General features: G+C 47.3%; 13 protein-coding genes. 6 read left to right on the plus strand and 7 right to left on the minus strand.

Going from position 1 to position 15,030, the window contains the following annotated elements:
* Positions 1-50: 50 nt before the first annotated feature.
* From PODO_RS09000 to PODO_RS09020, 5 genes are all read left to right on the plus strand, one after another.
* Positions 51-947: a carbohydrate ABC transporter permease gene (locus PODO_RS09000; RefSeq protein WP_038569654.1), complete on the plus strand. Its 897-nt coding sequence runs from the start codon at positions 51-53 to the stop codon at positions 945-947.
* A 90-nt stretch (positions 948-1,037) separates the two neighbouring features.
* Positions 1,038-1,856, plus strand: a complete 819-nt coding sequence (locus tag PODO_RS09005) for a carbohydrate ABC transporter permease (protein WP_036684144.1) — start codon at positions 1,038-1,040, stop codon at positions 1,854-1,856.
* A 45-nt stretch (positions 1,857-1,901) separates the two neighbouring features.
* Positions 1,902-3,671 carry a cache domain-containing sensor histidine kinase gene (locus tag PODO_RS09010; RefSeq protein WP_036683988.1) on the plus strand — a complete coding sequence of 590 codons (1,770 nt, stop codon included), beginning with the start codon at positions 1,902-1,904 and terminating at the stop codon, positions 3,669-3,671.
* A gap of 7 nt (positions 3,672-3,678) precedes the next feature.
* Positions 3,679-5,295: a response regulator gene (locus PODO_RS09015; protein ID WP_256718470.1), complete on the plus strand. Its 1,617-nt coding sequence runs from the start codon at positions 3,679-3,681 to the stop codon at positions 5,293-5,295.
* Between the two features lie 93 nt (positions 5,296-5,388).
* On the plus strand, positions 5,389-6,774 hold the full coding sequence (locus tag PODO_RS09020; protein ID WP_038569657.1) for an ABC transporter substrate-binding protein: 1,386 nt from the start codon (positions 5,389-5,391) through the stop codon (positions 6,772-6,774).
* Positions 6,775-6,850: 76 nt separating this feature from the next.
* Here the strand turns inward: PODO_RS09020 and PODO_RS09025 are convergent, their stop codons facing one another.
* Genes PODO_RS09025 through PODO_RS09050 form a run of 6 tightly spaced genes read right to left on the minus strand, consistent with a single transcriptional unit; the run spans position 6,851 to position 13,535 of the window.
* Complete coding sequence (locus tag PODO_RS09025) at positions 6,851-7,981, minus strand: YheC/YheD family endospore coat-associated protein (RefSeq protein ID WP_036683982.1); 1,131 nt, start codon at positions 7,979-7,981, stop codon at positions 6,851-6,853.
* Complete coding sequence (locus PODO_RS09030) at positions 7,963-8,481, minus strand: GNAT family N-acetyltransferase (protein ID WP_036683981.1); 519 nt, start codon at positions 8,479-8,481, stop codon at positions 7,963-7,965. The genes PODO_RS09025 and PODO_RS09030 overlap by 19 nt, the downstream gene beginning before the upstream one ends.
* Positions 8,482-8,507: 26 nt before the next feature.
* Complete coding sequence (locus tag PODO_RS09035; RefSeq protein ID WP_036683979.1) at positions 8,508-9,620, minus strand: YheC/YheD family endospore coat-associated protein; 1,113 nt, start codon at positions 9,618-9,620, stop codon at positions 8,508-8,510.
* Positions 9,617-10,990, minus strand: a complete 1,374-nt coding sequence (locus tag PODO_RS09040) for a YheC/YheD family endospore coat-associated protein (RefSeq protein WP_036683976.1) — start codon at positions 10,988-10,990, stop codon at positions 9,617-9,619. Before PODO_RS09040 ends, PODO_RS09035 begins: the two co-directional genes overlap by 4 nt.
* Complete coding sequence (locus PODO_RS09045) at positions 10,991-12,157, minus strand: YheC/YheD family endospore coat-associated protein (protein WP_052096916.1); 1,167 nt, start codon at positions 12,155-12,157, stop codon at positions 10,991-10,993.
* A 10-nt stretch (positions 12,158-12,167) separates the two neighbouring features.
* Complete coding sequence (locus PODO_RS09050) at positions 12,168-13,535, minus strand: YheC/YheD family endospore coat-associated protein (RefSeq protein WP_038569658.1); 1,368 nt, start codon at positions 13,533-13,535, stop codon at positions 12,168-12,170.
* Positions 13,536-13,906: 371 nt separating this feature from the next.
* Between PODO_RS09050 and PODO_RS09055 the strand changes: the two genes are divergently transcribed.
* Positions 13,907-14,245 (plus strand): YlbF/YmcA family competence regulator, encoded by a 339-nt coding sequence (locus PODO_RS09055; RefSeq protein ID WP_036683973.1) that lies wholly within the window; start codon positions 13,907-13,909, stop codon positions 14,243-14,245.
* Between the two features lie 130 nt (positions 14,246-14,375).
* Here the strand turns inward: PODO_RS09055 and PODO_RS09060 are convergent, their stop codons facing one another.
* A complete protein-coding gene (locus PODO_RS09060; RefSeq protein ID WP_036683971.1) occupies positions 14,376-14,951 on the minus strand; it encodes an LURP-one-related family protein in 576 nt (191 codons plus the stop codon).
* Between the last annotated feature and the right edge of the window lie 79 nt (positions 14,952-15,030).

Here is a 15,030-nt window from a genome sequence, read left to right on the forward strand (position 1 = left end):
AATTATCATTAAGGACATAAGCTTAGTCCAATGGACAGGAGGAACAATAAATGAATTTATCAAAACGTCAAATTAACGCCTGGACCTTCGTTGCTCCCAGTTTGATTCTGACGCTGGTTTTTGGAGTATATCCGATCTTTTGGGCTCTGAAGTACATGTTCTATGATTACCAGGGCTTCGGCGAACCCCTGTTTATCGGACTGGAGAATTTCGAGCGCCTATTAAGGGATCAGGAATTCTGGAAATCAGTGGTCAACACCTTTATCTACGCTGGAGGGAAGCTGCTCATCACCTTGCCATTATCATTTTTACTGGCGGTTGTCCTCAATCGTGCTTTGAAAGGGCGGCAGCTGCTAAGAGCGATTTACTTTATGCCGACCGTAATCAGTGCTTCGGTTATGGCCATCGTATTCTACGTTATCTTTAATTCATACAATGGGATGGTTAACCAGCTATTGGTCGGCTCTGGAATTATTTCCGCTCCGATAGATTGGCTAGGGCCGAAATATGCCTTACTAACAGCTATTATGATTGCAATATGGGGGGCTATCGGTAACTATATGCTGCTCTTTATCGCTGGTTTACAGAACATTCCTGAGGATCTCTATGAGGCGGCTTCTATAGATGGAGCTGGACCCTTCAGAAAAATGTGGAACATCACCGTTCCCATGCTCGGACCTGTATTGCAAATGATCATTATGCTCGCTATTACCGCCTCCCTAAAAGGCTATGAGAGTATTATGGTGCTTACCGAAGGCGGTCCTTATGGCAAGACGGAAGTTATGTACCTGTACCTGTATAAGCTGTTCTTCCCTGTATCCAGTGGAGGTACAAGCATTCAGCAATTTGGCTACGGTAGTGCGGTTGGTTTTGCCACAGCAGTTATTGTAGGTCTGATTACCTTAGTCTACTTTTATGTATCTAAAAAGCTAAATGATATCTATTAAAAGAGAGGAGAATGAACAGTGAGTACATTACATGCGGAGACGAAGAATACTTCGGTCCAGCCTGTCCGATCCTTCAAGACCCGAGCGGTGCTGTCCCGGACCTTGCTGTGGATTTTTCTACTTATAGTGGCGGCTTTTGCATTGTTTCCGATTATTCTGGCTTTTTTCGGATCCCTTAAGACCAATCTGGAGTTGACGACAGGAACCACCTTGCTGCCTAAATCTTGGCAGATTGGAAACTACGCGCAGGCTTGGAATTCGGCTAACTTTGCCCGCTTTACATGGAACAGTGTGTTTATCAGTATCTTTACCACCTTAGGCACTCTATTAATTGGAACGATGGCCGCATATGCGGTAGCGAGAGTCGATTTTTATGGGAAACGCATATATGTTGTAATTCAGTCCTGCACGCTGTTCATCTCGATCGGTGCTGTGGTGCTTCGGCCACAATTTGACCTTATGGTAGCGCTTAATCTACAGAAATCGTTATGGGGTGTCATTATTATTCTGATTAGTGCGCATGCCACGGCATTTTTTATGTTGATTGGTTTTGTACGAGCGATTCCGAAGGATCTGGATGAGGCTGCTTTTATTGACGGCTGTAATTTCTATAGCGTATACTTTCGAGTTATCTTACCTCTTCTGACGCCCGCCCTTGGAGTCACGGCGCTCTGGACCTTCCGCGGAGCATGGAACGAATATATTCTGCCGCTGGTTTTTACTATGACACAGCCAAAATTACAGACACTCACCGTAGGATTGGCGGGGCTAAAATATGGTATCGGCGATGCGGCGCAACCTCAATTGATGCTCGCGGGTGCATGTCTGTCCATGTTGCCAATGATTGTTGTCTATATTTTCGCTAATAAATCGTTCATGCAGATGACAGCTGGCTCTGTAAAGGGCTAAATTCGGGGCGGGCTTCGGACAGCTATTCAAGAAGGATGTGAATACATGCTGAAGGCCTGGGTTTATCGTACCTCTTTGAAGAAAAGAATATGGCTATCTTTTACCGCACTGACGGTATTCTGTATTTCAGTCACCGGTTTATTGGCTTACTCCATTGCTTCTCGGGCGATGGAGCGTAACTCTGTCGAGTTAAATCAAAATGTGCTGAATCAGTCAATCAATGTCCTAGACCAGAAGTTAAAGCAAATCATTGTGGCTTCCTCCACGATGATGTTGAGCGAAGCTTATCAGCAGACCATCCGGGATATTAAAGCTCATAATATGGAACGTTTTTTTGCCAATTTTTCTATGCTGCAAGCGCCCTTCACGCAGGTAGAGTTGACGGAAAACTCTATTGAATCTATCTTGATCAGTACGCCAGACGGGGATTTCTACTCTACCAGCAATCAGCGCAGAACCTTGACCCCATTTCTAGAATCTTCGCTGTACCAACGGGTTAAGGAGAAACCTGAATCCAATTGGGTGGAGAGCCATCGGGACGAGCTATTTGCCGGGAAACATCATGTTATTTCCCTAGTTTTGCAGCCGCTTACAGACAATTATGTCCCTGATCTATTTTTGATCGTTAATGTAAAAGAGGACATTCTTGAAGATACTGTAAGTGGAGGCGGGAGCCTTGGCTCCGCGCGTTTTTTACTGATCAATAAAGAGGGAACAAGCGTCTTCGGAGACGGGGAACGCCCGGAATGGTCTCGGGACTCTGTGTTTTTAGACAAACTGAGGGAGGCGGACCGGGGTAATTTTGAATATTCCGCTGGTGACGGGACAATGCTGCTCAGCTATGCCAGTTCAGGGTATGCAAAAGACTGGGTGTTGGTCAGCTACCTGTCCAAAAAGGAACTGCTGCAACCTGTTCGGAGTATTCAATGGCTGGTGTTGATGATCATGGCGGCATGTATCGTCATCGCGCTTTTTCTTGCAAGGTATCTGTCCGCTTTGCTACTGGGACCGCTGCTGAAACTGCAACGGACGATGTCTCGTGTAGAGCAGGAGGATCTCAGTGCTCGCTTCCAGAGTCCTTTCCAGGATGAGATTGGGGAGGCAGGACGCAAATTTAACCAGATGTTAGACCGGATCGGCGAGTTGATTGTTGAAGTCAAGGATACAGAAAAAGAAAAGAGAAAAGCGGAGATCAAGGCGCTTCAGGCGCAGATCGAGCCTCATTTTTTATATAACACATTAAACACGATTTTCTGGAAATGTGAGATGGATGAATATGAGGACGTGAAACAGATGGTCATTTCGCTGTCTGCGCTGTTTCAGCTGGGACTGAACAACGGGCAGGAAATTACGACCTTAGGCAAGGAACTGGAACATGTCCGCCAGTATCTAAACCTTCAGCAGCAATGTTATGAAGGGTTGTTTGACTATACAATTGATGCCGGAGTGGAACTGCTGGAGCTTCCTGTGTTGAAAATTATTATTCAGCCCTTGGTAGAGAACTCTATCCTGCACGGTCTTAAGGAATTAAGGGGAGGGGGAGTGATCCGGATCTCCGTAGAAGTAGCCAAAAATACACTGCTCATCCGGGTTACCGATAACGGAACCGGCATGAATGCGGAGAAACTCAATGCCTGGCTGAAGGAGCCGAACGGCAGTGGAGGGTACGCTCTGTCTAATATATGTAGCCGATTGCAGCTGTACTACGGCAAAGAAGCCGGATTGGTCTTTCGAAGCAGTCCGCGTGTTGAAACCGAAGCTGTTCTATCCATTCCTGTGGAAGGGGGAATAAATCCTGAGCGCCCATTCAATTAAAATATGTATTGTTGATGATATTCCTGCAGTGGTCCGCGGATTGTCGCAGCGGATTCCTTGGGAGGAACATGGGATTGTGATCGCGGCCACCGCGGCAGACGGGGAAGAAGGTCTGGAGCAGATCCGCAAGCATCGTCCTGACATCGTATTGACGGATATCCGAATGCCTTTTAAGGATGGTTTAGAGATGATGCGGAGCCTTCAAGCGGAGCAGCCAGGCATCAAACTGATTTTTTTGACGGGTTATTCTGATTTCACTTATGCCCAGGAAGCTGTTAAGCTGGGTGCCTTTGATCTGATTGTAAAACCGTACACCAAGGTTCAAGTGCTTGAATCCGTGTTGAAGGCCAAGGAAGTGTTGGAACGGGAACGCAGTCAAGCTGAGCAGATGATGGGCATGGAACAAAAGCTGCGCGAGAGCTTACCCTATTTGCGTCAGGAATATATGCGTCTGCTCATCCGTTACGGAACTAGACAGCAGCATTTGAGCCAGCAGTGGGATTTTTACAATATCGAGATGAATAACCATAACTTTTGCGTGATGGTAGCGGAAGTGGATTTTTTTGTGGAACGTACATCAGAACTTACGGTTTCCGAGGTGGAGTTAATCCGCTTTGCCGTACAGAATATTTTGGAAAATACAATATCTGAATACACTCGGGGCATTGTGTTCCGGGAAAATGTGAATCAATTCGTTATTGTGATGAACCCTCTGGCGGAGCCGAATATGGAGCAACTTGCAGAGAAATGCCGGGAAAATGTACATCGGTATACGTACCAGACGGTGTCCATTGGACTGGGTGGAGAGGTAGAAGAGGTAGGGCAGCTTTCTGCTTCTTATGCGCAGGCACTGTCTGCACTTGCGAACACCTTTCTAAATGGTGGGAACAGCGTGTACACCTATGTTGAAGATGCAGTCGTGAATGCCGCGCTACCCAGATACTCATATGACAAGGAGAAAGAATTGCTTTATTGTCTGCGTTCGGCAAATTTGTCCAAAGCAGAGGAGCAGCTGGATAACATTTGGCATGATTGGATTACTGCACCGGCAACGCCTAACCCGTCCATCGTTAAGACACTCTGTCTTGAACTGGCTCATTCTATCCATCGGATTTTTTCGGAAAAAGCAACAGATTCGGAAGTTAAAACTCTGGAAAACAAACTTGCAGACATGAGCAGTGCAGTCTCTTTTGAAGATCTTAGCCGCCAGATTCGGGAATTTTGCCGTTTGGGCTGTACGTATTTGCAACAACGCCAATGCAGCGACGCGCGTATGCTTGTGGATCGGGCCATCACTCATATCAATGGCAATCTGCAGCGAAATCTATCCGTCGCCGACTGTGCACGGGAGGTGCATCTTAGTCCTAGCTACTTCTCCAATCTTTTTAAAAAGGAGACGGGGATGACACTCGCCCAATATATTATTGGGAGACGAATGGACAAAGCCAAGGAGCTGGTGCTGGAAGGCATACAGGTTCAGGATATTGCCATCTCTTTGGGCTATGAGGATCGACCCTATTTTACAGAGCAGTTCAAAAAATATACCGGAATGACGCCGACTGACTTTCGTGCAAAATATACCTTACCCAAAGTGGAGGGAAACAGTGATTTCGTCTCCCATTGACAGTTGTTTTCTCCTTCACTGATAAAAGGGCAGCGGAATTATAATTTTCTTAAGAAATGAATGCGATTTCAAAAGAAAAGGGAGGCATTTTAGATGAAAAGAAACAAATGGATATTAGCTGGAGTTTCGCTGATGCTGGCTGGCTCGTTGGCCGCCTGTTCATCATCCGAATCTAATACGGAGGTAAGCAGCAGCAATACAAACTCCGAAAAAACAAAATTGGTCTACTGGACCATTGATCGTCACGATTCTGATTTTATTGAACAAAAAATCAGTGAGTATGAAGGTCTTAATCCCAATATTGAGATTGAAATGAAGGTTATGGCAGAGAACTATACCCAGTCGGTGGATATTGCCTTCTCCAGCATGCAGGCGCCTGATATTCTCCGGGTGGATACTTATAACGTGCCAACCTGGGTCAAAAGAGGGTATCTGGAATCTTTTGATAGCTACATTTCACCAGAGATGAAGAGCCGGTTCGAGAACGTACTTATCAACGAGAAAAATACCGTTGACGGCAAAATATATAGCCTTCCCAATATTGGTCAGTTCTGGCGCCTCATCTATAACGTAGATTTGTTCGAGAAGGCTGGCATTACAGAGCCGCCTACCACACTCGCAGAGATGGTCGAGGATGCCAAGAAAATTACGGCAGCGGGAAAAGATATAGGCGCTTACGGCTTCGCGGGTAATTTCAAAAGTACCAGCGGATTTGAGCGTATCGCTTATCCAATAACAACACTTAGCAAGACTAAGGGCACAGAGGGCTTCGACTTCCAGACCGGGCAATTTGATTTTAGCGTGTATAAAGAGGTTGCTGAGGCGCTGCGGCAGATTAAGGTGGATGGAAGCATGATGCCAGGATCGGAATCGCTTGATATCGACCCGCTGCGTGCGCAATTTGCTCAAGGCAAGATCGGTATGTATTTCAACCATTCCGTTGAGCCGACGGTCTACAAAACCCAATTCCCAACTGAAATTCGCTGGGCAGCTGCGATTCCTCCAACTATTGACGGGGAGCAGAAGGGTGTCAGCCAAGTTATTGCAGGAAGTTATTTGGCTATGAGCAAGGATTCTAAGCATAAGGAAGAAGCTTGGAAGTTTATTGAATGGATGTACAGTGATGATGTGCAGATTGCTTATCAGGAAGCAGGGTACGGGGTTTCGGTTATTCCATCGGTTGCTACTGTTGCCAAGGCACCAGACATTGCAGGGATTGAAGATTTTCTGCCTACAAAGTTAGACGGGATTTATCCAGCGACTCCGATGGTCATTAGTGAGGGACGTCTGGAAGGACTAAAGAAGGTTGATGTCTTCAATAGATACATTTTTGGTGGTGGAGATTTAGATAAAGAGCTTCAGGACTTGAATACTCGCTATAATGCGGCACTTGAAAAAGCCAAAGCCGCAGGTGACACCGATATCGAAGCACAGCCGGACTTCGATGCAGGTTCCCTGCAGGGATCATTGGCCAAATAAATCGAAAAGACGCCCCTTCGGCTTCGTATTAATACGAGCTAGGGGCGTCTTTTTTTGATGACTATTAAGATAATTTTTATTCCTCAGTCGTTTTAGCTGTGCTGGGGGTTCCTTTGTTATTGTAGAGCCACAGCGCGTATTCCAGAGGGCGAATAAGGGCTTTGCGGTATGTGGTTCCGTCACCTGATCTTGCGAACACTTCACGGGCGGGCTTTGGATTAACCTCCAGCACGTAAATTTTCCCTTCGCGATCAATGGCGAGGTCCAATGCAAGCTCACATAAGGCTCCGTAACTTTCTTCCAGGAAGGCTGCGGCATCAAGGCCTAACCTCTCGGCAGTCTTCATGACCTTATCGGTTTTATCCTGACTACCCAGCCATTCCTTCAGCAGTGTTTCCGCTCGAACGGCATGACCACCGCCATGAAGATTGGAGGTTACACTCCGCGCTGCACCGACCCGTGCTGCCATACCTGTGAGTTCCCAGACACCTTGCCCATTCTTTTGAACGAGCATCCGGTAATCATGGAAACGTCCGCCCGGCAGACGTAATGGAATCCCTTGTTGGATAAGGAAACGTCCGCCGATGCACCATTGCCGTACGATGGAATCCAGCCGAGTAGAAGAGACTTTACGTGTGGGAATGATTCGGCGATCCTGGCGACGGCCTTGAATATCATATACCCCACGCCCATTCTTCATTCTCTCAATTCTGAGGATGCCACGTCCACCTGTGCCGTTTGCCGGCTTGATATAGACTACTGAATTGGTTTTCAGCATCCGGCGCAGGTCGGCAGAGGACTGATAGAGTAAAGTTTCTGGCATATGTTGCCGGAAACGGCTTTTTTGTGAGAATGTTTGGTGAATGGTCCATTTGTTGCGCAGTGGACGATTCAGAAATAACAGATGATTGTAGCGTTCTCGGAAACGAAGCAGTTGCTGAAAGCGTGAGCTGCGCTGAATACGGCAACGGTCATAAATCATGTTCGGAAAAGAACGCCATTTGCGTGACCATTTTCCGCTCTTGGGATCAAAGACAAGGGCATGGATCTGCTCTTTACTGGGATGAACATCCATGGGGGTGAAAACAAAGACATCCAAGCCAATTCGTTTGCCCTCGACGATCATTCTCCGGTACACGGCCTTTTCTTCAAGCTGCTTGGCTTCGTTAATATATAAAGTAAGAATGCCTAAGACGGGCTCTGGCACAGGAGTTCACCTTCTTGTGGAGAATTAGTAGTGCTGCCGGTATGATGGGGTGACCGGAGCAGTAATGTTGGCTTGCCGGTAGGACCAGTGGTAAGTGTGTCGGCAGCAAGGCCGATATTGAAGCACATCTTTAGGCTAGCTGTATTGTCACAGGCAACACTGCATTGCAGATGCCCGAGGCGTTTCAGCTGGGCAGCCATTAAGGCAGTGCCGGTGTGTCTATTCCGGTAGAAGGGGTGCACAGCGACAAGACAGGCTTCTGCACCGAAACCGGATACGAAGCTGACTCCTGCGAGCTGGCGCCCATTCTGACCGCGTACGGTGGCGACAAGCAGCGAGATACCCGGCTCTGACAACTGATCCGGTGTTAAACGGGCCAGTACTTTGCAAGCTTGGTTTGTGATTCGCTTCTCCCCATGCGCTCTTATAAACTCAAGCAGTCCAGCCAGCCGTGATTTCCACTGTTTGGCATTTGTGTCATAGATGGAGGATATCTGCATGCTGTGTCACATCCTTTTAATGATTTCTATTTAAACTGGCGCGCTAAGTGCTGGCCGTAGTGAAAGATTCGCTCTAGGGACAGCTTGCGGATCGCGGGTTCATCAAATTTCATCGGCCGGGAGTTGGCCTCAAAGAACCAGAGTCCCCCGTTCTCATCTACACCCAGATCCATCGACATCTCTCCGAGCATAGAGTCAGAAGCTCTTTCGATTTGTCTAGCGATAAGAAGGGCGGTTGTAGGCACGCTCTTCAGGATCATGGCTGCTCTTTCGGTTCCAAATGTACTTTCCAGCATGCTGGCAGGCTCTTCAATACTACCGCCGCGTGGTACATGTGTCGTTATACTTCGGGCACCGGCGAGGCGTGCGCCTATGCCGGTCACTCCCCAGCCGCCTCTGCTGTTTTTTTGCAGCAGCACCCGCAGATCAAACGGTCTTCCCCGATGAGTCGCCAGTTCAATAGCCTGCTGCACAATATAACGAGAGATTCCTTTTTCTTTTCCGATTCTTGCCCAGAGCCGGTCCATGGAAGCTGCTTTGTACGTCACATTTTTTTTGCCGCTTTGAATTTGAAGCCGGTAAGGCAAAGCGGTATCTGCACGATATTTCAGGCGCATAATTCCTTTTCCTGCTTTGCCGTTCTCTGGTTTAAGGTAGAGGCTGGTATGCTGGTTCAGCATGGCAGTAAGGGTGTTTGCACTGCGTAATCGTCTCGTTTTTGGAACATGCTTTGAGGTGGAGTGCGAACCCCTTAACCATTCGAATAGACTCCATTTATTGAAAAAATATGGATTATATAGCTTAATGCCTGGATGTTCCAGGCATTGAGCTATTTTACGTACCACAGCAGGTTTTTCCTCATCCTCACGGGTGGGAATTCGGTTATAAATGATTTGTGGAAGAGGTACAGGAATGCTGTACCAGATTTTACCGCTGGACGATGGGACATATCCGTTCACCATCCGTTCCTCAAGCTTGAGGTCACGGACAGTGACGACGTAGACAAGAAATCCCATTTCTTTGCCTGTGCGAATAATGTCCCGGAAGTTGCTGCGGTTGCCATTAAATTGCCGTACTTTATCGCTGGTGGTCAGTATGGCAATAACAGGTTTTGTATCTTCCGGATTATGGGTGCTCACATCTCATCCCTCCTGCGGAATTTGCTGAGGTATAGACAATGCTCCAGAATGTGCTCGATGGAAGCTTTGCCCTCAGCGCGCAGGGAAGGGTGACGGAAGATGGAACGACCTGGTTTGGCGTTGGCCTCGAACATCCAGATGTCTTCATCCTGATCAATTCCGAGATCAAAGCCAATTTCACCGAGCAAATGACGATGCTGGACTTCTAGTGATTCTGCCAGCTTGATGGCTGTAGTCTTTGCACGCTGCAGTACTTCGTCAGCTCTTGCGCCGAATACACGTCCGAGTGCTTGCTGAGGTGTAAGCAATGCTCCTCCATTTTTAAGGTGAGTGGTGACACTGCCACGGCCGGCTTTTTTAGCGCCTATGCCGACTACAATCCACTGATTACTGCCGTTTTTATGCATATGGAACCGGAAATCAATCGGGCAGCCATCTATTTCAATGAGGCGTATTCCCTGCTGAACTATATAATTTTGCAGATTTTGACCGTGACGCGAACGAAGCATACGCATAAGGGCTTCAAAGGTGGTAAAGCGTAAAAGAACGTTTTTTCCACCGCGGCGGTAGCGGGCAAAATACCCCTTTTTCGGGAGATAGGTAAGCCGATAAATTCCGTGACCCAGACTTCCCGCAGAAGGTTTATAGTATACAAAATGATGGTGATCCAGCATTTCTCTCATTTTTTCCGTGGACGGATTGCTGTGGGTTTCAGGTACGTAACGATTTGCCGCCCCATCATTTTCTAAAAGCTTATAGATATCGGATTTATTGAAAAAGCTCCAGTTAAAGTATGGAATTCTTTTCCGCATAAATCGTTCGCGAAGTTGGTTGATATAGGGTGAGGTCTCAGCTCTCCGACTGGGCAATCGATTATAGACAACATCAGGCAGAGGGACCATTTTTCGTTCAAACTTACCGCTTGAAGTCAAAAAATATCCATAGACCTGTTCCTGTTGCCAGTTGATGTCACGCGGCATAAAGGCAAATATATAACATTTGTTGCTGCCTTCCCGCAGTAATTGCTTGATGAACCCTGTGCGAGAACCGAAAGGCTGAGACGAGGAAGCAGGACCATCGGACAATATGCCAACTAAAGGTCCTAGCTGCACCTCGTCATTCTGTAGATTGCGTAAATAGACACCGCCTGATTTCGGAACCTTGATAGCGCTTTTTACGCCTGAGGCGAGATATAGGTGATTTCCGGCGCGCTTGATGGGCTTGATCATGGTCGGGGTGGCATCTTTACCGAGCCTTAAGCGTATATTTTTTTTCCCGGTTAACTTCAAGCTTTTCATCAGTGCACCTGATACATATACAACTCTTTGGGGCTGCTTAGTGAAATGCACATTGCAAAAAGTGAGACTCATTTATGAATCCTCCTTAGGAACCATTGTTATCATTCTCCCGTTTGTAACGGAGCTGTCCGTAGATAGGGATGGTATCCGTCGTTGTGTGAGCAGTAGATGGCGCGCATAAGACAGTGGATTCTCGGCGGCGAGCTTAGCAGCCCGGCGGTCGCCCGTCAGCCGGAATACCGTGCGCCCTGGCTTGGAATTTGCTTCTAGTAAATGAATCCGACCGCTCGAATCAATACCGAAATCAAGGCCGAGTTCTCCAAGCCTGCCGCATGCAGCCTCCAGTAGTGGAGGCAAGTATGCAGCTTCTGCAGCAAGCTCACGCATGATGTCTTTTCCACCCTGACCATATTCTGCAAGCAAAAAAGGCAGGGGAGAAACAGCTGTTCCGCCGCCATGCAGGTTCGAAGTCAGCGAACCTTGGTTACCCAGCCGTACGGCCATGCCGGTAAGAGTCCAGCGGCCAAGGCCATTCTTTTGCATCAATACACGCACATCGAACGGTTGCCCCTTACTATTAGTTAGGTGCAGGAAAGGCTGTATAATATAGCGGCGTGAGCCGATAAATTCATGAATCCAGTTCAGTCCTTCAGCCTGTGAGTCGAAAACATATTGAAATGGTGTATTTGTTCCGTCACGCCCTCGTACTCTCATGCCTCTGTTCTGCAGTATGGAATGTAATGTACGTTTGCCATGGGTGCCGGCCTTGGGCTTTAGAAAAACTCCATATTCTCTTTCAGCAAGCATTGTACTTAACCTGCGGGTACCGGTATAGAGTACAGTTTCCGGCAGTATTGCCGCTGCTCTCCGGTCGCGCTTCAATATCTCATGTACACCCCATTTATCTGGCAAACCTCGAGACCAAGGTAGAGAACGATGAAGAGAAGAAAGTGCAGCGGAAGCTTCTTTTCTTTCTTTCGGACCTTCGTGAAAACAGCGATTATAGACAATATCTGGCGGTGAAGAAGTGGTATTCTGCCAGCTTCCATCTTTCCAGGTATAGCCGGTAATGGAGGAACCGTCTGCCGCTACTCCGTCTGGATGAAATACGAGGACTTTTAGGCTGTATAGAGGAGCTGCCCGGCATAAATGACTGCAAAACTCTGGCTCGGCGATCGGTGGATTCCCGTTGCGGCGGCCTGTCATAATGCCGAGGAACCCCACTTCTTTTTCAGTCATCGTGTCCTCCTTATAAACCGGCCAAGTAGCGGCAATATAAAATCATTTGCTTGACGGACGGTCTTATTTTTTGATCGTTTAACGGTGTATTATCGTTCTTGGAGGGCTTGGAGTTAACCTCTAAGAGCCATATTCGTCCTGATTGATCCAGTGCCAGATCGATTCCGAGCTCTCCGAAATGAGCGGGGATAAAGGTTTCGACCCCTCTTGCAATGGCAAGTGCTGCTCTGGGCAGCTGAAGCTGAACGTTTTCTTTTGCGCCCGGAGGAAGACTGCTCTTGCTAATCGCTTCTTTCACTGTGCTGAGACTGCCACCTCTAGCTAAATTAGACACGAAGTGATTGCTTCCGGCGGTGCGGGCGACAATGGAGGTAACTCCCCATTTTCCGCTGCCATTCTTCTGAACAAGTGCCCGGAAATCTACAGGTCGCCTTCCTAGCTCCATCAAAGGCAATCCCTGCTGAATCTGGTATCGAGTGGTCTTCATTTTGGGAGCGATGGACTGGTACAATTTAGCGAGAGTGGTGTAGCTTTGCTTGCGTGTACCTATGGAGGTAGTAGACAATAGACGGTAACCTCCGCCTTCTTCTTTAGAGATACGAAGTATGCCTTTGCCGAGACTGCCTCGTACAGGTTTCAAAAATACACTTGGGTAATGGCTGCACATCTTCTTCATTACGGCAAAGCCGTTCAACGCATGCGATTCAGGTAAATACCGCTGCAGGGAAGGGTCTTGCGCTAAAGCTTCAAATACCTCTGTCTTGTCAAGAAATTTTTCGTTGAAGAAATGCGTTCCATATCGCGATTTTACATCCGCCAAAAAATGCTGTACGCTAGGTTTATTCTCCACCTTTCGCGTCGTTAACCGATTGTTGATTACATCGGCAATGGGCAGACTCATTTTTCTCCAACCCTCGTTGTATACCCAGCCCTGAATGGAAGAACTGCGTGTTTCCAGCGCTTCCGGGGTAAAGAAATATACATAGGCGCCTTGTGTGTGGCAGGCATTTGTCAATTCCCGGCAGAACATGGTAATGGGTCCAAACAACCTGTCGAGATTATCTGGATGGTCACGACTGACGAGCACGCCGATCAACGGTCCAAGCCGCAAGGTGCGGCTTACAGAGCTGTAAGAAACGTTGAGGGTTTGTCGGTGTTTCCATCCGGTCCGCCGCGCCAGTCCTTCGCTTACACGCAGGATGTCGGATTTGGGAGCCGAGATAATGGTAACCTCCTGCCGGAAAGAGCCGAATGCCAGCTGGAGTGTTCCGTGAGACGGGATTTTGAGTCTTTTCATGGATTTTTCGCCAAGCATTATAGCGTTTTCCTGCAGGATGCCCGAGTTGACCGTATGGACCGGGATCTTGAATTGGGACATCGTGGATCTCCTTCCGGTAGGCAGCATGATGCCGGCAATTTGGTAGCTAAGGGTTACATATCATTCATCATATGGAGACAGATGACCCTTGGTGATTGACCTAATCGCTAAAAACCTTGCCCAGTCATTTCATAAGCTCGGCCCAAGAAGCGAAACAAGTATGGAATGAGCGAATATTGGAAACTAAAGCAGCGTGGATTCAGGAAGCGGCTGCTAACAAAACTTAAGCGTATGTTTTCGGAGTGAGTTTTTAGAGCAGAGTAGATTCAGGAAGCAGCTGTTACAAAACCTAAGCGTAAGCTTCCGAAGTGAGTTTTGCACGAAGACGATCTGAGGAGTGTACGCTAACAAAACTTTTAGGAGGAATCATAATGAGCATTCACGACAAAGCACATGAACTGGCGAAAGCCATTAAAGAGAGCAGCGAGGTATCGGACATCAGAAATGCCATGAAGGTCGTAGAAACGGATCCTGAAGCGAAAGCGATGCTGGACAATTTCCGCCAAGGTCAGATGGAGCTGCAACAACGGATGATGAGCGGAGAAATGCCTCCACAAGAAGAAATGGAAAAGATGGAGAAGCTGTTCGAGGTGCTTAATTTGAATCTTGGCATTCGTCGTCTGTTCGATGCGGAACGCCGTCTGAGCGTTGTAATCGAGGATGTAAATAAAATTATCACCGAGAGTTTGTCCCAATTGTACGGTGAATAAATTTCAGCAATGAAAATCAAAAGAGGGTGTTCCCGAAGCCGATGGCTCTGGAAGCACCCTCTTTCTTGTGGCTGTGACTATATGGCTAGCCTAAGCTCAAGCTCGACCTCAACCTCAACCTCAACCTCAACTAATCTTGTTTACCTTCGACTGCGCAGAGAAGAATACCAGCTGCCAAACCTAAGCGGCGATCAAGCTTGCCTTTTCGATCCTCCGAGAAGTCAGCCATAATTTTGGTGACAAATGGATTGAAATTTTGCTTGAAGGCAGGGATCGTAGTATCATCCATCTCGATATTATATTTCTGCGGAATAATAGCGATGAAGCGGCGCAGTAAAGCCATCGCGGTGCTGTCTTCCTTGATTTTTCCGATTTCCTGATCATGACGGTCAAGAATAATCCATTCATCCTTCAAAATAGATTTGAGACCCTTACGGCGAAAAGCACCAATATGCTCACCGGACTCTGTATCGTGTACATCATAAGTAGCGCTAAAATCGACGACGCTACGGGCTTTTATGCGCAGAAGCTCCTTCTGCATAGATTCATCCGTATAAAGTGCAATGTCTTCTTTAAGCTTGAACGCTTTCATTTGTGAATAGAGCACAAGCTGCTCAGAGCTGTCAAAAATATGAAGTTTCGCACCCATGATCGAAAATACCTTTTTGCGAATTATGTATTCGGTATGATTATAAGCTGCATTCAATTCAAAAACGCCTCCCCTAAATGAAATCATCATCTCATATATAAGCGTCTCTTGCTATATAAATGCTAACCTTTTATAC

The sequence above is a fragment of the Paenibacillus odorifer genome, assembly GCF_000758725.1.
Lineage (GTDB): Bacteria > Bacillota > Bacilli > Paenibacillales > Paenibacillaceae > Paenibacillus_AQ > Paenibacillus_AQ odorifer.

Bases quoted from the DNA above. Each gene is read 5' to 3' on its own strand.
- PODO_RS09055 (WP_036683973.1), top strand. From the start codon at position 13,907: ATGAGCATTCACGACAAAGCACATGAACTGGCGAAAGCCATTAAAGAG.
- PODO_RS09045 (WP_052096916.1), bottom strand. From the start codon at position 12,157: ATGACTGAAAAAGAAGTGGGGTTCCTCGGCATTATGACAGGCCGCCGC.
- PODO_RS09050 (WP_038569658.1), bottom strand. From the start codon at position 13,535: ATGTCCCAATTCAAGATCCCGGTCCATACGGTCAACTCGGGCATCCTG.
- PODO_RS09000 (WP_038569654.1), top strand. From the start codon at position 51: ATGAATTTATCAAAACGTCAAATTAACGCCTGGACCTTCGTTGCTCCC.
- PODO_RS09030 (WP_036683981.1), bottom strand. From the start codon at position 8,481: ATGCAGATATCCTCCATCTATGACACAAATGCCAAACAGTGGAAATCA.
- PODO_RS09020 (WP_038569657.1), top strand. From the start codon at position 5,389: ATGAAAAGAAACAAATGGATATTAGCTGGAGTTTCGCTGATGCTGGCT.
- PODO_RS09040 (WP_036683976.1), bottom strand. From the start codon at position 10,990: ATGAGTCTCACTTTTTGCAATGTGCATTTCACTAAGCAGCCCCAAAGA.
- PODO_RS09010 (WP_036683988.1), top strand. From the start codon at position 1,902: ATGCTGAAGGCCTGGGTTTATCGTACCTCTTTGAAGAAAAGAATATGG.